The 22,039-nt window shown below is 55.7% G+C and carries 17 protein-coding genes; 11 read left to right on the top strand and 6 right to left on the bottom strand.

All coding sequences use genetic code 11. The features are described 5' to 3' along the window. Positions 1–381: 381 nt before the first annotated feature. Positions 382–1,773, top strand: coding sequence for a DUF1501 domain-containing protein (locus Mal52_RS17260; protein WP_145377573.1), 1,392 nt, complete (start codon positions 382–384; stop codon positions 1,771–1,773). 49 nt (positions 1,774–1,822) lie between these two features. Further along, positions 1,823–2,224 carry a fluoride efflux transporter CrcB gene (gene crcB, locus Mal52_RS17255; protein WP_145377571.1) on the top strand — a complete coding sequence of 134 codons (402 nt, stop codon included), beginning with the start codon at positions 1,823–1,825 and terminating at the stop codon, positions 2,222–2,224. A gap of 61 nt (positions 2,225–2,285) precedes the next feature. On the opposite strand, the gene Mal52_RS17250 is transcribed toward crcB, so the two are convergent. The 3 genes from Mal52_RS17250 to Mal52_RS17240 form a co-directional block, all read right to left on the bottom strand. After that, positions 2,286–3,281, bottom strand: a complete 996-nt coding sequence (locus tag Mal52_RS17250; protein WP_145377570.1) for an alpha/beta hydrolase — start codon at positions 3,279–3,281, stop codon at positions 2,286–2,288. Positions 3,282–3,500: 219 nt separating this feature from the next. Further along, on the bottom strand, positions 3,501–4,754 hold the full coding sequence (locus Mal52_RS17245; protein ID WP_145377568.1) for an outer membrane protein assembly factor BamB family protein: 1,254 nt from the start codon (positions 4,752–4,754) through the stop codon (positions 3,501–3,503). A 262-nt stretch (positions 4,755–5,016) separates the two neighbouring features. After that, positions 5,017–6,183: a hypothetical protein gene (locus Mal52_RS17240; RefSeq protein WP_145377566.1), complete on the bottom strand. Its 1,167-nt coding sequence runs from the start codon at positions 6,181–6,183 to the stop codon at positions 5,017–5,019. Between the two features lie 199 nt (positions 6,184–6,382). Between Mal52_RS17240 and Mal52_RS17235 the strand changes: the two genes are divergently transcribed. From Mal52_RS17235 to hisA, 5 genes are all read left to right on the top strand, one after another. Then, entirely contained in the window at positions 6,383–7,237 is an 855-nt protein-coding gene (locus Mal52_RS17235) for an alpha/beta hydrolase (protein WP_145377563.1), read from the top strand. Between the two features lie 99 nt (positions 7,238–7,336). Beyond that, positions 7,337–8,317, top strand: coding sequence for a YdjY domain-containing protein (locus tag Mal52_RS17230; RefSeq protein ID WP_145377560.1), 981 nt, complete (start codon positions 7,337–7,339; stop codon positions 8,315–8,317). Between the two features lie 395 nt (positions 8,318–8,712). Continuing rightward, positions 8,713–9,723: a DUF1571 domain-containing protein gene (locus Mal52_RS17225; RefSeq protein ID WP_145377558.1), complete on the top strand. Its 1,011-nt coding sequence runs from the start codon at positions 8,713–8,715 to the stop codon at positions 9,721–9,723. 495 nt (positions 9,724–10,218) lie between these two features. Next, entirely contained in the window at positions 10,219–10,824 is a 606-nt protein-coding gene (gene hisH, locus Mal52_RS17220) for an imidazole glycerol phosphate synthase subunit HisH (protein WP_145377556.1), read from the top strand. Between the two features lie 59 nt (positions 10,825–10,883). Beyond that, complete coding sequence (gene hisA / locus Mal52_RS17215; protein WP_145377554.1) at positions 10,884–11,624, top strand: 1-(5-phosphoribosyl)-5-[(5-phosphoribosylamino)methylideneamino]imidazole-4-carboxamide isomerase; 741 nt, start codon at positions 10,884–10,886, stop codon at positions 11,622–11,624. A 188-nt stretch (positions 11,625–11,812) separates the two neighbouring features. Here the strand turns inward: hisA and Mal52_RS17210 are convergent, their stop codons facing one another. The 3 genes from Mal52_RS17210 to Mal52_RS17200 form a co-directional block, all read right to left on the bottom strand. Continuing rightward, on the bottom strand, positions 11,813–12,424 hold the full coding sequence (locus tag Mal52_RS17210; RefSeq protein ID WP_145377552.1) for a DUF4291 domain-containing protein: 612 nt from the start codon (positions 12,422–12,424) through the stop codon (positions 11,813–11,815). 267 nt (positions 12,425–12,691) lie between these two features. Then, positions 12,692–16,216, bottom strand: coding sequence for an ABC transporter permease (locus tag Mal52_RS17205; RefSeq protein WP_145377550.1), 3,525 nt, complete (start codon positions 16,214–16,216; stop codon positions 12,692–12,694). Between the two features lie 33 nt (positions 16,217–16,249). Continuing rightward, positions 16,250–16,945 carry an ABC transporter ATP-binding protein gene (locus Mal52_RS17200; protein ID WP_145377549.1) on the bottom strand — a complete coding sequence of 232 codons (696 nt, stop codon included), beginning with the start codon at positions 16,943–16,945 and terminating at the stop codon, positions 16,250–16,252. 500 nt (positions 16,946–17,445) lie between these two features. On the opposite strand from Mal52_RS17200, the gene tsaB reads away from it, so the two are divergent. The 4 genes from tsaB (at position 17,446) to Mal52_RS17180 (ending at position 22,012) form a co-directional block, all read left to right on the top strand. Then, positions 17,446–18,120 (top strand): tRNA (adenosine(37)-N6)-threonylcarbamoyltransferase complex dimerization subunit type 1 TsaB, encoded by a 675-nt coding sequence (gene tsaB / locus Mal52_RS17195; RefSeq protein ID WP_145377547.1) that lies wholly within the window; start codon positions 17,446–17,448, stop codon positions 18,118–18,120. A gap of 297 nt (positions 18,121–18,417) precedes the next feature. Then, the gene (locus Mal52_RS17190; protein WP_145377545.1) at positions 18,418–18,741 is read left to right on the top strand and encodes a DUF6793 family protein; all 324 of its coding nucleotides are present in this window, start codon (positions 18,418–18,420) and stop codon (positions 18,739–18,741) included. 221 nt (positions 18,742–18,962) lie between these two features. Next, positions 18,963–20,459, top strand: coding sequence for a glycerol kinase GlpK (gene glpK / locus Mal52_RS17185; protein WP_145377543.1), 1,497 nt, complete (start codon positions 18,963–18,965; stop codon positions 20,457–20,459). A 296-nt stretch (positions 20,460–20,755) separates the two neighbouring features. Further along, positions 20,756–22,012 (top strand): outer membrane protein assembly factor BamB family protein, encoded by a 1,257-nt coding sequence (locus tag Mal52_RS17180; protein WP_197534274.1) that lies wholly within the window; start codon positions 20,756–20,758, stop codon positions 22,010–22,012. Positions 22,013–22,039: the final 27 nt, after the last annotated feature.

Genomic DNA, 22,039 nt, shown 5'->3' with positions numbered 1-22,039 from the left:
TTAATTATTGGCAATCCGCCGTAAGGCTTCAAGGACAAGCCCACTCAATCCAAGCCGGCTCGTCTCTTCTCATTGCTGGTCAGTTATAAAACTGCACATCATCTTAGGGCGATAAATTCAAGCTGGGCGACGAGCACACCCACAATTACAACCCGGCGCAATGAAGAATTCACTGTTGTTGAGCACCGATCCTGTCAACGATTCTATTCCTTCGAGTCGTTAATATTTGAATTGGTACAAACCCGTGCACAACACTCACACGCTGCACGTGGCTCTACATCGCAAATTGACGATAGACGCTGCACTGCCGTATGCTGTATCTTAAGGGGAGCGCAGCATTGTGGCTGATAGGATCAAGCGGTGAAGGTCGGGAGATGAATCATGCTGACGGTCAGTGAAGGGGGCCAAACGGGGCGACGGCGCGAATTCCTCAAGATTGGGGGATTGTCGCTAGGGGGGCTGTCGTTGGCGGACTTCTTCACCAATTCCGTGCAGGCAGCCGGTGGCCAGTCGCTGATTTCTGGAAAATCCGTCGTTTTCGTGTTTATGCATGGCGGTCCAAGTCAGATTGAAACCTTTGATCCCAAGATGTCCGCTCCTGTGGGAATCGCCAGCGCCACCGGTGAAATTGCCACATCGATTCCAGGTATCACCTACGGGAGCACGTTTCCCCAATTGGCCAAATGGGCTGATCGGACGACGATCGTGCGATCCTTTACCTCCGGCGACAGTCGGCACGACATCAAACCAATCGTAGGCGCGGCGACGCACGGGGCAAATCTCGGATCGCTATTTTCTCGAGTTGCCGGGCAAAATCATCCCCAAAATGGCATGCCCACCAATATCGCCCTTTATCCACGGGCGGTTGACGATTCCACAATGCCAGCCATCAAGAAGTTTGGCGACTTCGAGTCCACAGGGACTTTGGGAGGCGGCTATGCGCCGTTTGTGCCCAGCGGCGGGGGCGAGATGCGCAAGAATATGGAATTGCAACTCCCGTTGGCGCGGTTGGATGATCGGCGTCGGTTGTTGGCAAATTTGGACAAAATCCGCCGTGCCGTGGACGACGACAATTCGCTGGCAGGACTCGATTCTCTCAAGCAGCAAGCCTTCGACACAATTCTGGGAGGCGTGAGTGACGCCTTCGATTTGTCAAGCGAGGATCCAGCCGTGGTCGCCCGCTATGACACGGCTCCGTTAGTCCGTCCTGATGCGATCGACAAGAAGTGGAAAAACCACGAACGGTATGCCGACAATTCTAAGTCGCTTGGAAAGTTAATGTTGCTGGCAAGGCGGCTGTGCGAGCGTGGGTGCGGTTTCGTGACGGTGACGACCAATTTCGTATGGGACATGCATGGCGATCAAAATAACGCCGGTGTGTCCGAAGGTATGGACTACATGGGACGACCGTTCGACCATGCGACCTCCGCATTTCTGGAAGACGTCCATGCTCGCGGGTTGAGCGACAAAATTTTACTCGTTTGCACCGGCGAGATGGGCCGTACGCCCCGCATCAACAATCGCGGTGGACGCGATCATTGGGGCGGATTAGCGCCGTTGTTGCTGGCCGGAGGCGGAATTGCTCCAGGGCAGGTGATCGGACAATCAACCCGTGACGCATCCCGGCCGCTCACCGAGCCGGTTACCTTGAAACATCTGGTCGCGACGGTCCTGAGCAAATTGATCGACGTCGCAGAGCTGCGGGTACAAAGTGGGATTCCCGGCGACATCATCCGCTCTGCCTCGGCCAACTCAATTCCCGGATTGTCCTGACTGTTCCCAACAGCACAGCCATTCAACACAACCATGAAGTGATCGCGTTATGCAAGAACTGTTGTTTGTTGGTGTCGGCGGATTTGTAGGAGCGGTCAGCCGTTTTTACCTATCCGGTTGGGTGCGCGGCTTGCTGTTTCAGCGCTACGGACCGGAGTTTCCCTTTTTTGCATTGGGAACGATGGCCGTGAATGTCGCTGGCTGCTTCTTGATCGGCCTGGCGACGGTCCTGGTGCAGCGCAACCACCTCTCCACCGAAACGCAGTTGGTGTTGATGACCGGATTTTTGGGAGCGTTGACGACCTTTTCCACCTTCGGCAGCGAAACTGTCGAGATGTTTCTCAAAGAAGGCGATGCACGTTTTGCCCTGCTAAACGTCGTCGGAAATCTGGCGCTGGGAATCGGAGCGGTTGTACTGGGGCGCTGGTCAGCCCAACTCGTCTTAGGATGATCTGCCCGCCAATCAAACTGGCAGGTGCGGTTTGCCGATCTGTGCTTCCGCCGGATCAACGTCACTCGCTATAAAGTTTGCTTCTGCGGTTCCGCCAATTGGCCGGCAGACTCTTGAGTGATTGTTCGAAGAACTTCGTAATATGCGTTTCGACGTTCAGTTCTTTGGGGGTCAATAAATCAGAGCCGCGCAATTTGCCTGGGTAGATTTGCAGGAAGCTGCGATTTTCGTTCTGCCCTACTTTGTTGAACAGTTCATAAAGTTTTTCAGCCTCGCGTAACCCATTGCGGTCCTGATTGCCGACGGCGACGAGCAGGTGCACGTTCCATTCCGGATTGCGTAGGATTGTCAGCGGGCGGGCGTAGGGTAAACCAGGAACCTTTTCCGGTGACAGCAACACCAAAGCCCGTACATCTTGTCCCCGCGGCGTGCGGTTAGGACCGATTCCATCCGGATGCGGCGGCTTATTCCAATCAAGCAGTGCGTAGGAAACGGCGACGGCAGCACCCATCTCAGCGCCGACAATTCCGGTTTTGTTCATGTTCAGCTTGCTGTCTTGGTGTTCATCTAAGATGAATGCTTTCACCGCTTCGAGGTCGTACCCCACCATGTTTTTATAATCTTGCGGAATCAACTTCACTTTGTTCCGCTGGCGGTTTGGGTTATTGGCCCCCGCATTGACTTTGCTTTGCCCGTGGCCACGCAGGTCGACTGAAATCACCGCATAGCCGGCGAGTTGCAACGAAGACGCAATGCCCTTGGTCCACTCCAGTCGATTGCCCCCTTCGCGGTGCAATAAGATAATCACCGGTGCTTCTCGGCCGATGTTGGATTCCCAGTACGTCCCGGCCAGGTCGATGCGGTCTTTGGTTTTGAAGGTGACGTCGCGCGGCGGCTGGATCGGTTTGGGGTCGTTGGCCTGTGCTTGCGCTCCACGCGGCGCCGCCAACAGGCAAGCTCCCGCGACCACTGCTAAGCAGCCGAAAAATTTCGCGCGAGAGGTTCTCAGGGTTGGCGTGCCGGCGTCGCATGCGCCGAATGATTGCAAACTCTTCATTGGTGGCCGTCCCGTTCCAGTAATCAATTCGCAGTGAAAAGCGTTGCGGAGCGAAACGATAAATTTGCCGTCCCACGCCGCTTACAAGCAGCTATTTTCATTCTATGGACCGATGGCAACCCGGTCAATCCGCACTTCGGACACCCGACGTTTGGCACTTGACGATTGCTGATCGGCAGCCGAAAACCCACCATCATCGGCAAACCTGCGGCGATCGTTTCATTGCTCATCGCTGCCACGACCGTCAATACAGAGCAGATGCCGATTGGTGCGCATGAAAATACAGCCTTGAGAGATCGCCGGGGAGGCAAAAACCGGTTCGCCCACCGAATTCTGCGCCAATCGTTTGTAACCGCGCTTCGCGGCGGCAATCACGGTTGTTTCTCCTCGTTCATTGGTGAAATAGATCTTTTGGTCTCCGGCAACAGGAGAGGCAGTGAAGGCGCCCGACAACCGTTTTTGCCAGACACGCTTGCCATCAGCCGCGTTGAGGCAGGTGGCAATTCCCGCATCATCGACCAGATAGTATCGCTCGCCCACCAATATCGCTGACGGGACAAACGGTGCGCCGCGCGTATTTCGCCAACGGACGTGCGTTTCGGTGACATCGCCGCGACCTCCCGGGCGGATCGCCATCGTCGGACTTTTGGGCCCGCTCACCACATACAGCGACCCATCGCCGAACACCGGTGTGGGAATGCACTCGCGGCTCATGCCGTTCACCGTCCATAAGGGTTCGCCTGTCGCGGGGTCGAACGCATCGACCTTGTGCGATCCCGATACGATCAACTCGTGTTGGCCCTTGCCAACCGGAATCAATTGCGGCGAGGCCCACGACAACCATGCTTCCGGACGATCGCGCTTCCAGCGATTGGCCCCCGTTTCTTGGTCCAGCGCGATGACGTACGAGTCGCCATAGTGATCGCACTGCACGATGACCATATCTTGATACAACAGCGGAGAACTTGACGCAGCGAAGCGATTTTCGAATTGTCCATATTCGTTCGCCAACGACCGTTGCCACTGCAGTTGCCCCTGCATGTCTGTGCAAAAGACATCGCCCGTACCAAAAAACGCGAAGACGTGACGACCATCCGTGACGGCGGCCGGACTGGCCATGCTGCTTTTGTTGGCGTGATACCGCGTAGGAGCGGTGCCCCATAGACGTTGATGCCACAATTCGCGTCCGTCGTCGGTCGCATAACAAATGATGTGCAGATCGGCCTGTTGCGGGCCGTCCGAAGCTGTCACGATCACGCGGTCGTCCCAGACAATCGGATTGGAGATCCCCGACCCCGGCACGGCTGTCTTCCAACGAATGCCGGTCGTCTCGGACCATTCGGTAGGCAGTTCGCTTTCCGCCGAAACCCCATTACGCCCCGGCCCCCGCCAACCAGGCCAGTTTTCGGCCGTGACGCTACCGACCAAAGCGATGCTCCACAGACACCCGAGAATTGTAGATTTCACAAACATAGTTTGACTCTCCAACCGCCGCTGCTGTTAAACAATACACCCCAAACCCTAAAACAATTCCTCCCTCTCCCTCTGGGAGAGGGCCGGGGTGAGGGTTTTCGCGCTAAAGACGATTCTGAATCAAGCAAAGCCACAATGGCAGCAAACTGAAGATCCGCAGACCATCTATTTCCTTAGCGACCTTCGCGCCTTTGCGCGAGGTTTTCTGTCGTCAAATTTCAGATGTCCAATATCAAAAATACACCACTCCCCAGCCGACTCTTCACTCCACGTTTTTCTCAGAAATTTCAGGCAGCGCCGAATGCGTTCCGACACTCGCACCGTCCTTGTCGCAAAACCGCAGTTGCATCGACCAGTTGTTCCCGACGGCTGGGTTTTTGTGTTGCGGGCCTTGGCAGATTTTTACCAGTACGGTGTTCTGACCACTTTTCAAATGCACGGGAGCTGTAAAGCGATCCAGCCGAGTGCCATTGAGCCATTGCCGGCGCGCGAAAACTTTTTCGCCGTTGACCCACACCGACAAATTGTCGTCCGCGCCGCAGCGAAGTTGCACGTCCTGCTCGCAAGGGGAGAGGATTTCGGTATAGGCGTAACCGACCGCCTCTTCCACCGGGGCGATGGCGGTCACCAGATTCACGCTTCCCATTTTGTCTGTGGTGCGGAAACGTTTCCAGGAGATCTTCCGGCCGTTTTGTCCGGCATAACTGGCCTGCAGGTCGACGGTCTCTTCGGGCGGAAAGACGGTATCAAACCCGCTTTTTCCCGGGGCATCAAATGGTCCCAACACATGCCAATCAATCACCAACCCCATGTGGTCGATGATGCTGACTTCGCGGCCGATCGCTTTCAATTTCGCCGCCGTCGTTTGAATCAACCCACTCTCCCGCGCCGCGCGAAATGCCGTCTCATAGACCCGGGCCGCAGAGTCGGTTTTTCCCGCTTCCTGGAATTCATCGCCCTGTTTCAGCAACGTCGTAATCGCATCGTTACGGAACTCGGCGTCCGCTATTTGCGTGGCGATAAAACGATCACGAAACTTCGGGTCCAACCGGTCCAATAGCCCCAAGACCAACCGGCGCGAACGCCCTTGATGCTGAGCATCCTGCACGAAATCACGCAGTGATTGCAGGGGGAACTGCGGCGATGTTTTTTTCAACTCCCGCCGAGTCACCTGTTCGTAGATGGTGCGATACCAATTCGCGGCGAGGATGTTGTCGGTATCCATTGCCTCCAGCAGTCGCGGCAAGATTTCGATGCCGGAATCGACTAGTTCGAGCGCTGCTTGCTTAGCCGCCGCCGAACCTTGACCGCCCGGGCCGCAGGTAGCGATTGTCTGCAGTTGATCATCGATTTCATCCGCCGTCGCTTGAAGCGGCCCGGCAAAAATGAGCACAGCCGCGATCCAAGACACCACGTGTCGCTCAGTCATTGCAAAGCTTTCGGTTTGATTGAAGAAGGCCGTTTGGGTCGCCGCACTTTGTTTAACCCACGGCGTTTAACACACAACCATCGTACCGCAAGCCGTTTCGCCAACGCAAGAAACGCTTGCCCCACCACCGCCTCGCCGATACAAACAATTATTAACTCCCGAATTGCAATGAACGTCTCCCCGAACCCGAGCAACCACTGTGCATCAACCGGCGATTGAGTTTTTTACCGCTTCGGATGGATATCGCCTGCATTACCGGCGGTGGAGAGCGGCCCATGACAAGCCGCGGGGGACAATCGTCGCCTTGCACGGCATTCAAAGTCACTCCGGTTGGTATACCGCGTCCAGCCGTCAGTTGTGCGAAGCGGGTTATGACGTACTCTTTTTGGATCGCCGCGGATCGGGCTTAAACGAACGCAGCCGTGGCAATGCTCCGCATGCGGACCGGTTGTTGAACGACGTGGCGCAGTTCCTGCAGTGGGTCCGTTTTACCAATGATCGTGGCGGACAGGCTCCCGTGATCCTGCTGTCGGTCAGTTGGGGCGGGAAATTGGCCGCACTCACGGCGGCGCGGCGACCGGAGTTGCTCGATGGTTTGGCGTTACTGTATCCCGGCATCCGCGCCAAGATCCGTGCGACGGCTACGCAAAACCTCAAACTGTCACTCGCCGATGTGGGAGGTGCGCAGAAAAAACGCGTACCGATTCCACTGCAAGATCCCGGTCTGTTCACCACCGATCCCGATTGGCAAACGTACATTTCCAGCGATCCGCTCACCTTGCGCGAAGTGACTGTGGGATTCCTGCTGGCCAATCGACAGTTGGATCGCCAATTGCTTGATGCGCCTGAGTGCATCGTTTGTCCCACGCTGCTGATGCTCGCCGGCCAAGACCGGATTATCGACAATCGCGCGACACGCGGCTATTTCCTGCGCTTTGCCTCTGAAAAACGCAAACTGATTGAATACATCGATGCAGCGCATACCTTGGAGTTCGAGCCGAATCGCGACGAAACGGTGCGAGACTTGTTGAGCTGGATCGATTCGATCGGCTAGTCGACGCTCCGCTGCGGATTAGCTATGGGCGACTGTCCAATCTGTGTTATGATTCTGTTCCACGGTGCGCTCTGACATCAATTTCTACGAGGCCCAGCCATGAGAACATTTCCGCAAATTCTGCTTCTGCTTTTCGTGACCAGCGGAATGTTGACGACAGCCCGCGCCGCCGACAAACCAGCCGCTAAGAAACCGGCCAAGCAGGAAAAAGCTGCCGATGCCTTGGTTAAATTGAATCCCGAAGAGACGGTGTTGCTGGACTTAAAAGGCAAACGCGTTTTGCTGAAGACCAAAGTCGTGCAACGCGAAGCGGTCTTGGAGTTTTTCTGTTGTTTGTCTCAAACTCTGGAACACGAATCGATCGTCTCCTTGGATTCCAAGGCGATGTACATCCATGCTGCGTTGCTGCGGATAGGTGCGAAGCCGGGCAAACCGGCGCAATTCGATCCGGAATACAAACCGCCCACCGGCCAGAAGATCGACATCTTTGTGCAATGGCGGGATAAAAAGAAAACCCTGCATCGCGTTCGCGCTCAAGATTGGGTACAGCGCGTTACGCGGCGGTTCTATTCCGTGCCGATGGAAAAATTACCCAACGATCTCAAAATTCCCGCCGAATCGGAGTTGCGCTACGACAAGTTCGCCAAGGAGTTGCTGTGGTTCGGTCCCATGACTGAGAAACAAAAAAAACGCCTGCTCGCTTGGAGCAAGGATGCGGCCTACAAAAAGGGGATCGAGAAATTTTTCGACGACAGCCAACCACGGAAGATGACTGCCGAGTGGGTGTTCGCCGGTAGTCAGTTCGTGCGCGACGAACCGGGTGGCCCGGAATACTATTTGGCCGAATCGGGACAGATTATCAGCGTCGCCAATTTCTCTTCTTCAATCATCGATGTCGCTATGAAGAGCACCGATGCCGAGGCGAACCTGCTTTTCGAGGCGGCGACCGACCAGATCCCTCCCCTGGGAACCGAAGTCACTGTCGAGTTGATTCCGCAATTCAAACCGGTCAAAGGCGAAGCGTCGAAAAAGCCAGCCACAACCTCGAAAACCACGCCGTCAAAATCTTCTAAAAAGTGACGATTAGCACTCGCCGGCTATGAATTGAGAGACCATTGTCCGACAAGCAAAGCTGCGGGGACTTTAGCGAACAGGGGATCCTCAAGGGTGAATCCAGTTAGTGTTGATTCACGCCTTGTACTACGCCGACATAAAATCATGCGTCGCTGCATCGCTGTGTTCCGAAGAATAAACACCCGACCTTATTCATTCACACGGCAAGACGCCTGCGGCGATTCACACTGACGGCCTCCGTTTTGAGACGGCGGTCGCCCGACACGACCATTTATTGTGGCGTGCTGAACCGGTCTCGCTGAATGTAACGTACTGTGATCGCGCACGAAAAAAAGATTTTCCGGGCCGTGCAATGATCGACCAATACGTTGCGGTGTCTCGCATTCGAGGACTTGACTCGTATGACGCGAAAGCCACGCCACCACGCCCTGCCTGCGGGCGCGACCCGTCCTAACTTTTTGGCTGTGCTGATCACCTGCTCCGCCATTGGAGTTCTGGTTCTCAATTTTCAATTGGAACCGGCCCGCGCCGTCTCCCGTAACACGGCAGCAAGGCCAGTGATCTCACAAATCGCGCCGCGTGCCGCCTCACCGGAATCAGCCGGAGATACCTCAGCCGAAAACGGCGACTCTACCGGCGAACAAGAGAACAGCTCTGCGATGCTCGGCACGGTCTGCCGCGGACGCGTGGCCTTGTTGCTCAATATTGCGCTGCTGGAAGACGGCATTCGCATGTTGGAAAAACACCCCGGTTATACGGCGAACTTCCACAAACAGGAATGGTTGGACGAAGCCGAAGAACTCACCGAATTGCAGACCATCGAAATCAAAAACCGTCACAAACCGTTTAGCGTCTATATGCATTGGCTCAACGGCGATGCTGGTCGCGAAGTATTGTTCGTCGAAGGCCAACACGGCAACAAAATGGTTGTACATGCCGGCGGCAACGGGCTGAAAAGCAAGCTCACCTTGTCCATCGCCCCCGACAGTTCCATCGCCATGGGCGAATCCCGCCATCCGATCACGCAAGCCGGACTGCTGAACCTCGCCAAAACCATGGCCAAGTTTCGCCGCCGCGATTTGGCACACGGCGACAGCGTCGAATGCTGCATGGGGCAAGAACAACTGTTCAACGAACGTCCCTGTTACAGTTTCACGCTGAATTTCCAAGACGAAGAGATCGAAGCGGACTACCGCAAATCGGTGGTTCTCATCGACAAGGAATGGTCTATCCCCGTGCTCGTTCAAAACTTTGGATGGTACGACACCGAAGATGAAGAGATGGCTAAGCTGACCCCCGAACAGTTGGACGAAGAAACCTTCTTAGAATACTACGCCTTTTCGAATATTAATTTTGAGACCGAATTGCGGAGCGATGATTTCGAAAAGGACAGCCCCAAGTACCGCTTTTAAGGTGAGCGGTGAACCTTGGTTCGCCGTTTGTTGTCACTACAATTGAATTCGGTCGATCTACTGGTTGGCGGGCCCTCACCCCCGGCCCCTCTCCCAGAGCAATCAATTGCATCTACGAGATAAGTAATCAAGCAAGTGTTCGGATGGTATAGAGTTCGGGGTAGCCGCGATTGCGGCAGCAATCGGGGCGGGCGCAGCCCGCACGAAGCCGCAATTCCCGCGCTCTGAAACGAGCAAAATCTTATCGGCAGGGACAGCTGAAACTGCTGCTTCTTGTGCCTACGGCACACCGATTGCCGTTGGCAATCGCTGCCACCCGATGATTGGTTCCCCTTGTATAGATGCAATTTGTTGCAGAGGGAGAGGGGAGGAATTTGGCGAACGGCGAGTTTATGCTCGCCGTTTTTTCGTAGACCATTCCGTCTGATTTGATTTCTCAATCCACACGCCGCCGGTTCACTCGCCTTGCTGTCGGCATTCCGCTAAAATCCCGACATGATTACCATCGTAGACTACGGAATGGGCAACCTGCGGAGCGTGCAAAAGGCGTGTGAGCGCGTGGGGATTGATGCGCGCGTCTCATCGGACCGCGGCGAAATTGCTTTGGCGGAAAAACTGATTCTGCCGGGAGTCGGCGCTTTTCGCGATGCGATTGCCGAACTGCACAAACAGGAATTGGTCGAGCCGATTCTGGCCCACATTGCCGCCGACCGCCCTTTTCTGGGGATTTGCCTGGGACTGCAGATGCTGCTGGAGGTCAGCCACGAGGATGGCCGCTACGACGGATTGGCCGTCATCCCCGGCGAAGTGGTCCGCTTTCCCGATTTTGACGACCTCAAAGTTCCCCACATGGGATGGAATCGGCTGAAGGTCTCCGGCGAGCAGCCGCTGTTGGCGGGGATCCCCGACGATGCCTATTTCTACTTCGTGCACAGCTACTATGTCGCCCCGCAGGACAAATCGGTTGTGGCCGCCACGAGCGACTATGGGATCGACTTTGTCTCAATGATCGCACGGGGCAACATGTTCGCCACGCAATTCCACCCCGAGAAAAGTCAAAAGGTCGGATTGCGATTGCTGAAAAATTTCGCCGAACTCTAAACGCCCGCGTGGCCGCTTTGGTTTGGTACTCCTCGACTTGCTTTTGAAAATAATTGCTCATGGAATTGCTCCCCGCGATTGACCTGCGTGACGGAAAATGTGTCCGCCTGCGACAAGGTGATTACGACCAAGAAACGATCTTTGGCGATAATCCAGCCGAGATGGCTGCGCGTTGGGAAAGCGAAGGAGCCAGCCGGTTGCATCTGGTCGACTTGGACGGTGCCAAAGTCGGTCGGCCGGTGAACCTCGATGCCGTGCGGGCGATTGTCGAGCGGGTCAGTATTCCCTGCCAACTTGGCGGCGGGATCCGCGACGAAGCGTCGATCCAATTGTTGCTCGACGATGTCGGCATTCAGCGGGTGATTGTCGGCACACAGGCGCTGAAGCACCCCGACTGGTTTCGCGAAATGGCGGAAAAATATCCCGGTCGGCTGATTTTGGGCGTCGATGCCCGCGACGGCATGGTCGCCACCGAAGGCTGGCTGGAAGTTTCCAAAACTTCGGCCATCGAGCTAACACAACAATACGCCGGGCTAGACCTGGCAGCGGTGATTTACACCAACATCGCCAACGACGGCATGATGGCCGGCATCGATGACGGCACACTGCGGGACTTTGCCGAATTGGCAAAGACCGGCATCCCCGTCATTGCCTCGGGCGGCGTGACGACACTCAAAGACATCGAAGCTTTGCTAGAAGTCGAGCGACAACATCCCGGCTTAAACGGAGCGATCATCGGCCGCGCGCTGTACGAGGGAACAATTCAACTCCCCGAAGCCGTAGCCCTGGTCCAAAAATAAAGCTCCCCACAAACACAGGGGTGGCAGCGATTGCGAAGCAATCGGTGTGCTACAATCACAAGAAGCCGCAATTCGGTGCTCCTTGGTCTGTCAAACTCCCCTGTAAAATCACGCTGAAATCGCGGCTTCTTGCGGGCTGCGCCCGCCCCGATAGCGGAGCTATCGCGGCCACCCTGGGGATTTCTGTTCTATTCGTCGATCAGCATACCGATGCGCGATTGAATCTCACCCGGAACCGAATAGGGGAGTTCCGCGGGCAGTAAAGACTGCACTGATGCGGCATCGTTATTAGCGACTGCAGTTTCGAGTTTATGGGCCAACTCCGTGACATCGCTGATACGTTGAATCCATTCGTGGACATATTTCTCAATGGCAGCCTCGGACAGTCCAATTTGAATCGACCGATGTTCCAATCGTTCCAGCCGGATATCGCGTTCCGGATCCCACTGAATTCGCACGGGGGAATTTTCTTTGCGGAGAGTCCATTGTTCCTCGGTTTCGTCGTGGGCAGCATCGAAATGGCTTAGGCAGCTATTGTGAAGCGCCCATTCGAATCCTGCTCGCGAAATATCTATCGCCAAGACGCTCTCCTGCCCCGGTTTTCTTCCCCAACCGCAACGGTACATCATCCACAGAAACGACGGTTTGATCCACGTCATCCGCGACATCTTAAACGGCGCAACGAACGTTTGGGCACGCAATGCCCGCGTTGCGATGTGCGGTGAATACGCTTGGTAGACACGTATTGTGTGGTCATCAAACTGTGCCCGAATTTGTCGCCGTGGTGGTCCCGTATCCATTTGCCTTTTCCAACGATGTAAGGAGTGTCCGTCGAGAGATAAATCTCAACGGCGGAGGATGAACACGACACATAGAATATGAAATTAGTTCACAGGGGTGGGAGCGATTGTGAAGCAATCGGTGTGCCTACGGCACAAGAAGCCGCAATTCGACGTTCCTTGGTCTGTCGAACTTCCCTCTAAAATCACGCGGACATTGCGGCTTCTTGCGGGCTGCGCCCGCCCCGATAGCGGAGCTATCGCGGCCACCCTTGGGGTGTTTTGGTTTTATTCGCCGCGCAGTGTTTCCAGCACGGGGGTTTGGACTGCTTTGCGGACGGCGAACAGTGCGGCGAACATGCCGGCTAGGAAGATCGCCGCTAGGACTTCCGCACCCATTCCCCAGGGGACGTCGGCCCCGGTTGTGAGCAGGTGTGGGAGCATGGCGGCTAGTGCTGAGAGCGTTCCGGCTGCCAGTCCCCAGACCAAGAGCAGGCCATTTTCCCACAGCACCAGCCAGACGAGGCTCATGTTGCGAAATCCGACGGCACGCATCAGTGCCAATTCGTTCCGCCGTTCGAAAACATTCCGCAGCATCACTGTTGCCAAGCCAAAGGTACCCAACAGCAGCCCCAGTCCCCCCAGTGCCAAAAACGTGGAGAGATACGTATTCTGCACGGCTAAAAAACTGGCCAAGCGGTCCGAGACAAATTGCGCGTCGAATCCACGACCGATTTTGGACTCCAATACTTTTTCCACGCCCTCAGCGACCTGCCGGTTTTCGGCGAGCGATTTGTTGTCGTCGTAGGCGACGTCGATCAGAAAATATTGCGAGCCTCCTTTTGCATGCGGAAAAACACGATCGAAGTTCGCCGCCGACATCAACAATTGTCCCTGAAACACGCTGCCGTCGAACATGCCCATGATCTTGAGTTTCTTCCCACCCGGCACATCGACCGTTTGCCCGATGCCCTTGTGCAGACTGTACATGAGGGTATTCATGTCGCCCAACACGGGAATCGTGCCGTCTTCCTGCGGTTCGTCCAACAACTTCCACGGGTTCTCGCCGGGCGTATCAGCGAACTTGAAGCGGCGTTGGCCATCGGATGGATCGATCAATTGCCGGGGGACGCCGAGGATCGTCGGCAGGCGGGTTTGGAAGATGTTCAAACAACTCGCATCCTCACCGGGGCGGACACAGAATTGCGCGATCGAATGGAGGGTCTTCAGCGCCGCTTTAGAAGCGTCATCATCGAGGCCAAATTCCGCTCGCCCCTCTTCGGAATTCAGATCGAACAAAATCGGTTGTGACGACTCGGCAACGAACGTGTAACCGCCGTTGCCGGAGTCCTTATCGGGGCGTTCGACAGCCGGGTTGCGGTGCCCGGCGGCAACTGCGGCGACAACGAATGTGGCCGAGGCGATTAACCCAGCGGTCAGCACGCTCCGCGACCGATTCCGCGCCGCATTCTGCCGGCTGAGCCGTCGCAATCCTGCCAGGCCTCGTCCCTGAATCGACGTGCGCGTGTCCGCTGCCAGTCGATAGGACAACAGCGCCAGCGATGCCACCAACAGCGAAATCCCCACCAGGAAGAAGCAGACAATGGTCCAAGAGAACCCGCCGAAGGCTTCACTCTGCGGAACCAGCCCGGTCAGCACACCCACGGTCAGCAAGATTGCCAGTCCAGCGCTGATCTTAAAGGTTTTCGAGAGTCGCGGCGCCGCAGTTGTAACTGGTTTTAGTTTTTGGGCATCGCCGGAAAGCAGTCGTCGCACCGGAATCGCATTGATCCCCCGCATGGCCCACCAAACGGCGAGCATGGCGACAATCACCGAAATCGCCCAGCCGATGGCCAAACTACCTGGATGAATCGAGACCAGTAAAAAACGCGTCCCAATCGCGCCGATCCACCACGTCTTTAAGCCGTACACCATCAAATGCGCATAAGCAATCGCCAACCCCACCCCCAGCAGACCCCCGGTTGCTACAATCGCCAATCCTTCGGCCAGTAACATGTTGCGAGTTTGTTTCGGGGTGAATCCAACCGCCAACAACAGCCCAACACCCGCCGCACGTTGTTCAATCCCTAGTCGAAACAACAGCCCGACTAAGATGGTTGCCGAGAGAATGATGAAGAAACTAAAACCGATAAACAGCCCGCTGAAATCAGTTGTCCCGCTGGCCGCCATCAGGCCCAGCGCTTTGATGGGTTGAAACGCCATGCCGATTTTCTTGAGGGGTAATTGTTTAGGAAGCTCTCGCTCCCAACGCTCGCGCGCCGCTTGCAATGTTTCGCCGTCCCCCGGTACGAATCGAAACGACGTTAAATCGCCATAACGGCTAGTCCATAGTTTCTGGGCAGTCTCTAGCGTCACAAACGCCTTCGGCGTGCCGCGATACTCCGTCCAATAGCTATCATCGCGCGAGGTAATGCGGCCCATGTCCATCTCGAACGGCTGTTCCCAATCGTCCATCGTGTCGACATCGGTAATGCCTTTGACCTCGGGCGTCAAACCCAGATCCGCCGCCGGTGTGCCGTCGAGTTTCGTAATGCCACGCACCGTAAAGGTCCGCGTATCGTCTCCCAATTCGCCCTTCGACCCCGCCAAAAAGTAAGCCAGTGTAATTTCATCGCCAACGCCGACTTGCAGATCCTCAGCCAGCCAGGAGTTGAGGATGATGTCGTTGTCACCCAACGGTTGTTGGGGTGGTGGACCGACAAATTCAAATGGCCCGAATGGTTTCTTTGCATCGCTAGTGAAAACGTCGGCGTCTAAACCGGCGACGACGGAGTACATCGAAAACGCATCATCGGCTTTGCCCGAGCGAAACTCATTGATCAAATAGACCAACACTGGTGAGGTCGTGTCCGCCTTGCCGGCCAGTTCCTCCGCAGCATCGGCCACGGCGGTTTCTAAAATCAACCGTGAAGATTCGAGCGATAAATATGCGGGGGTTTTGTTCTCACGCACACGCAAATCCAAATCGGCCAACGTCAACACGTCACTGACTGCCGTATTGAGTTCGTCGGCACCTTGCGGGGCGCGGTCTGTGAAAGACTTGGCGGCGGCGAATAGGGCGTTGATGCGTGCGACGCGACCGTTGGGCAGACTCCGCGAACGCCGTCGCTGGTCCAAATCGAGGGTCTCCTGCAGCGTGTCGAGCGAGATGAATGCGTTGAGCGGCAATTGTTGGCTGGGGTGCAGTCCCAAACGACCGACGCCCGATTCTTGCGGCAGAATCGCCGAGACGGTCAGCACGATCTCGCGCACATCATCGTCATTTTTACCCAACAACGAATCGCGCGGGACGGAACTGGGGATCTCGAGCGCGACCACCAACGGATCGCCGACTGATACCCCGAGCGCCGCAGCCAGATTGCTGCTGAGGACTAAGTCCTGGTCCGTCGGCAATGGGGTGTTGCCATGCTCGGTGAGGTCCCACAACCGCGCATCTATGCCATATAAATTCACCTGGCCCGCCCGCCGCAAAAGTTGCGCATCGCCGGTCCGCTCGGTTTCGAGGCTGACCTGCATCACGATTGCCGGCGCGAGCGGCTGGAACTTTCCACTAATTTGGGTTTCCGCATCGAGCCGGTCAGCCAGTGATTCCTCAAAAAATCGTGGTCCGGTCAGGACATGGTCGATTTGTCCCAAGCGGTCCAGCGTCATTTGCCGCAAGCTGTCTTTGACCGAATCGCCCACGACCAGCGCGCCGCCAATCACTGCGGTTGCCGCGGCAACTCCCAGCAGCACGGCGAGATTCGTGCGCCAATAATAAAACAACGTGGAGACAACAAGTTTGCGTAGCATGATGATTTTCAGTCGAGCAAGCGGTTTGGCGCGTCAGGAAGCGGGGGCGGTTGTTTTACGTTCGACGAGTTTTCCGTCGACCAGTTCGCACCAGCGAGGAAACCGCTCCGCCAATTCCGTGCTGTGCGTGACGGTGATCAGCATCGTGTTTTGCTCTTCACGGAGTTCCAACAACAGCGATCCAACCGCCGTCGCTGTTTGGCGGTCCAGATTACCAGTCGGTTCATCGGCCAGCAGTAACGAGGGTTGATTGATCAGCGCCCGGCAGACAGCCACACGTTGGCGTTCTCCACCGGAGAGCTGCGCCGGTCGGTGCGTGAGGCGTTCGCCCAGGCCAACCCGCTCAAGCAATTGCGTCGCACGTTGTTCTTCTTCTGTTCCAGTTCCCGCCCCGGCCAGCGTTGGTAACAGCACGTTCTCCAACACTGAACATTGCGGCAACAGGTGATGGTCCTGGAAAATGAAGCCGATCTCGTCATTGCGAAACTTCGCCAAAGCGGCCGGCGTCATCGGAGCGGGATCGGTTCCCAGAATCGAGACATTTCCCGACGTCGCGTGGTCCAGCGTCCCGATGATATACAGCAGCGTGCTCTTGCCCGACCCAGAGGGCCCGGTAATCGCAACAGCCTCGCCGCGACTCATCTCCAACGCGCTCCCCGAGAGCACCGCCAACCCCCCCGCTGGCGTTTCAAACGTCTTCGTCACTTGGCGGACAACAAGATCGCTCATAGGAATGTCTTTTCGCTTATCAAAAACGTGAGTCAAGCAGAGGCTTAATGCGATTAACGTTCAGAATCATAGGGCCACATGCTGAACTTTAGTTGACCCTAAAAAAAAGATTAACCACGAAAGACACGAAATACACGAAAAAGAACTTACGTATTTCATCCAACTTTTGTTCTCAGTCCTATTTCAGCGCCGCAAGTCTTTCTAGGTTTTTCTTCTGTTTTGTTTTCGTGTTTTTCGTGTCTTTCGTGGTTGTTTTTTTGTATGCAACTCCGCTGCATTGGCGTAGCCCTCGTGAAGTCTCGCTCCTCAGGAATCATAACGAATCCCGCGACAGCAAAACACCAGCCGCGCCGATTGGCCTGAGGCTTGCGAGAACAGGCTTGAGACCGTAGTCCGTAGACTTTAGGATTGGCAGCCCAATACCCTTGGGCCATCATGCACCAATCTCTGGCCACCGGCCACTAGCCACCGGCCACTTTTAAAACTGCCTACTCAATAACATGCTAACCCTCGGTCTCGAAACCTCACTGATTCCCGGTTCCATCGCGTTGTGCGATAATGGGGTCTGTTTGGAAGAACGTACGCTACAGACCGATCGTCGGCATGCGGAGACTCTTATTCCGGAAATTCAAGGGCTGTTGGCTGAGCATGGATATCATTTACGCGATTGCCGGGCAGTTGCCGTCAGCGAAGGGCCCGGCAGTTTTACCGGTTTGCGAATTGGGGTGACCTGCGCCAAGACATTGGCCTATGCCACCGGTGCCCCAGTGGCGGCAATACCCACCTTGACTGCCGTCGCACACAATGTGGTCGACGATGTGCAGCGTCTGTTTGTGGTCAGCGATGCGCAGCGGAAGCAGCTGTTCTGCGCTGAATTTGGCCGTGATGATCACGGGATTTGGGAACCGGTATCTGCAATTACAATCGTCGATGCGGACCAATTCGCCAGCCAATGCACTCCGCACGACCATGTGACGGGCCCCGGGTTGATCAAATTCGCGGAGCTATTCCGAGATCGTTGCACAATTTTACCCCCGGCCACCTGGATGCCGCACGCCGCGGTGATTGCCCGGTTCGGGGAGCAAGAAATTCGAGCAAAGCGCACTGCGGATATCTGGGCGTTACAACCGTTCTACCTCCGAAAAAGCGCCGCTGAGGAGCGGTGGGTGGGGTGATGGGGAGTGCGAAATTTGTAGGACCTGTGAGGATCGTTGGTCAACTTTGATTCCACCCTTGGAGAGACGGACTGGAGTCGGCTATAATCCCGACGACAAAGAATGGCATGCCCGATTCTCATCGTAATGGACGCGGAGCTGAGGGCTGCTGATACCGGAATGGGTGAGGATTTCCGGAAACGGTTTCAATCCCCGCCCGAGAGGGACATTGGCGCAAACTTTGACGTCATTGACATCCGTCATGGGGATGGCAAACCACTTTTCTACTAAGCAAACGACAAATCAGGAGGCGGTCCGATGGCCTTGTATGAAATTGAGACGAGTGCCCACATTATGGTGGGGTGGGCAGAAACGCGAGATAAGGCTGAAGCAATCGCTAAAGAGAACTATCCCGAAGAGGATATTCTGCGCGTCACACAACGTCCGCGTGACTTGTGGGTGATTTCCAAACGTTTGCTCGGTATTGAAGGCAGCAGCGACCCTTGCGATACGGCTCGCGACTGTTTGGCCCGCGCCGCCGGCGATAAAGTGCATGCCATTCGCCTGTACATGCTCGATACGGGTGTGGATTTGCATGAAGCACAAAAAGCGATCGAAACGAACATGTCTCTGGGCTGGTAGCAGTCCTCTCTAGCAGACCGTTGTTATTCCGCCTCTCGCGCAATCCCCGCGCATGGTTCGTCATTCGTTGCCCTTCTGCGCGGTTGTTCAGTTCAACTGCTCAGTTTGATCGGCAAGGCAACGTCAGCAACGTTGGCGGATCGCATTCACGGCGGATCATTTGATTCCGGCGGTCGATGACTTTGCCCCTCCCTCCTCCTCAGCATTCCGTGGAGCGCGTCATGTCTCAGTATGTATTGGCATTGGATCAAGGGACAACCTCCAGCCGCGCTATCGTTTTTGGTCATGACGGCCGTGCTGTAGCGACCGCGCAGCAGGAATTTGAACAGATCTTCCCCAAACCGGGCGAGGTAGAGCACGACCCCGAAGCGATCTGGGAGACGCAGTTGGCCACCGCACGGCAGGCGCTGGCTGAGGCGGGTATTGGGGCCGAGGATGTGGCTGCGATTGGCGTGACCAATCAGCGGGAAACGGCGATTCTGTGGGACCGAAACACCGGAAAAGCGGTGCACAATGCCATTGTTTGGCAAAGCCGATTGACCGCGCCGATTTGTGATCGACTCAAGGCCGCGGGGCACGAACAGACGTTTCGAGAGAAGACCGGTCTGGTTGTCGATGCGTATTTTTCCGGCACAAAGGTCAAACATCTCCTCGATACGATCGACGGTCTCCGCGCACGGGCCGAGGCAGGAGACGTGCTGTTTGGCACCGTCGATAGTTACTTGATTTGGCGATTGACCGGCGGCAAGGTGCATATCACCGATTACACCAATGCCAGCCGCACATTGATGTACAACATCCACACGCTCGATTGGGATGACGAGTTACTCAAAATTCTCGATGTTCCCCGTGCGATGCTCCCGACCGTCTGTAATTCCAGCGAAGTCTATGGAGAGACCGACGAACAACTCTTCGGCGGAAAAATCCCGATCGCGGGAATCGCCGGTGACCAGCAGGCTGCCACATTTGGTCAAGCCTGTTTTGAGGTCGGCACGGCCAAAAATACGTATGGCACCGGCTGCTTTATGTTGCTCAATACGGGGGACAAAGCGGTCAAGTCAGAAAACGGTCTGTTGACGACCATCGCTTGGGGTATTGGTGGCGAAATCACCTATTGCTTGGAAGGCTCGATTTTCATCGCCGGCGCGGTGGTGCAATGGTTGCGCGACGGTTTAGGACTGATTACGGATTCGGCGGATGTCGAGAAACTCGCGGCGACGGTGCCTGATACGGGGGATGTGTACTTTGTCCCCGCTCTGGTCGGTTTGGGAACGCCCGATTGGGATCAAAATGCACGCGGCACGATCGTGGGGCTCACGCGAGGGACGACGCAGGGACATTTGGCGCGGGCTGCGCTGGAATCGATGGCGTTTCAAACACGGGATGTCTTGGAAGCGATGCAACGTGACTCCGGGGTGACCTTGGAGAATTTGCGAGTCGATGGCGGCGCCTCAGCCAATAACCTGCTGATGCAATTTCAATCGGATGTGCTGGGCGTCCCTGTCCTGCGGCCAGTCGTTGCCGAGACGACAGCCTTGGGGGCCGCTTATTTGGCGGGTTTGGCGGTTGGTTTTTGGAAAGATCGCTCCGACGTGACCAAGAATTGGGCGCTCGATCGAGAGTTCACTCCAGAAATGTCGACCGAAGAAGGCGATGCACGCTACGCACGCTGGCGTGAGGCGGTCAGCCGTTCCAGGAATTGGGCTGAACCGTCATAACGAATTCTCGGTCTCTTCTAAACTGGCAGGAGAAGCGCAAGCTGTCGGGAAAAAGGACACCCAAGACCAAGGCCGCAGCAATACTGCTCTGTCTTGACCCGTTGCGCCCTTTTCACGGTTCCCCCCCATTGAGCTGGCCGAATTTCCACGGGCTAAAAATCTGCTTTGTCGTTGTTGCCCTGCTGACTTGCTTCTCGGTGGCGATTCAAGCATTCTAAAAGATCGGTGGAGCCGTCGTCGGAATGAATTCTGGGGCGGGGAAATGATGTTTAATGAGCTGTTGGGAGTCTAAGAATATGCGGAATCAATTCGTGGTGTCGCGCTGCGCGCATTTAATACTAGTGGTGGCGTTCGTCTTCTTGACCGGAGTTGCCACGGCTGATGAGAATTGGACGCGTTTTCGCGGGCCCAATGGGACAGGCGTGGGCACCGCGCGTGCGTTGCCGACGAAATGGGCCGAAGATGATTATGCCTGGAAAGTTTCATTGCCCGGCGAAGGGCATGCTGCTCCCGTGATTTGGGAGGACAAGTTGTTCGTCACTTCCGCGACCGACGAAGGTCAGTTGCGACATCTGTTTTGTTTAAATGCACATTCGGGCGAAGAGATTTGGTGCCGCTCGATCGCCATGAATTCGAATCCCAAACACAACAAAAATAGCTTTGCATCGAGTACCCCGACGACCGACGGCGAACTTGTGTATGTGGCCTTTGCCGATAACGAAACGTTTTTTCTGTCTGCCTATGACTTTGCGGGTGAGTTAGTTTGGCGCCGGCGGTTGGAGGGCTATGGGAGCACGCATGGTCTGGGGGCTTCGCCCATGCTTGTTGATAACCTGTTGATTATGGCCGGAGATCAGGAGGGACCGAGTTGGATTCGGGCTTTTGACAAACAGACCGGCGAGACTGTCTGGAGCGTGACGCGTAGTATTCAGCGGACATCCTATACAACCCCCATCCTGATCCAGCCACCTGGCGGCGACCGGCAACTCATTTTTCTCAGCCGCGGCGCGGGGCTGAGTAGTTTTGATCCGTTGACTGGGAGACAGAATTGGCAAACGGGAGAGCTTCCCGCCCGGACAATAGGGTCCCCGATCTATTCTGAGGGCTTATTGTTGGCTACGTGCGGTGGGGGTGGTCGGGGGAAACTACTTATAGCGGTCGATCCAACCGGGGCGAATCTGCAGAATCCCCCCGCTGTTGTCTATTCCCAAGAGAGGGAATTACCCTATGTTCCTACAATGCTGACAAAGGGAGAGTATACTTATCTCTGGAATGACAATGGAGTTGCGAAGTGTCAGGAGACAAAAACGGGAAACAACATCTGGACACGGCGTGTCGGTGGTAATTACAGTGGATCCCCAGTGTTAATTAATGGAAAAATTTACTGCATTGCCGAGGATGGGAAGGTTGCCGTCATCGACGCCGCTCCCAAATACCGGCTTTACGGCAAAAGTCCTTTGGGTGACAGTAGTCACAGCACGCCGTCAGTCGCACATGGACGTTTATATTTAAGGGGTTTTCATAGTTTAGCTTGTTTGGAATCCACCAATTAAAGTGGATTTTGAACGAAGCACCCCTAA

This window comes from Symmachiella dynata, from assembly GCF_007747995.1.
GTDB lineage: Bacteria > Planctomycetota > Planctomycetia > Planctomycetales > Planctomycetaceae > Symmachiella > Symmachiella dynata.
This window is presented reverse-complemented; position numbering and strand designations above follow the sequence as displayed.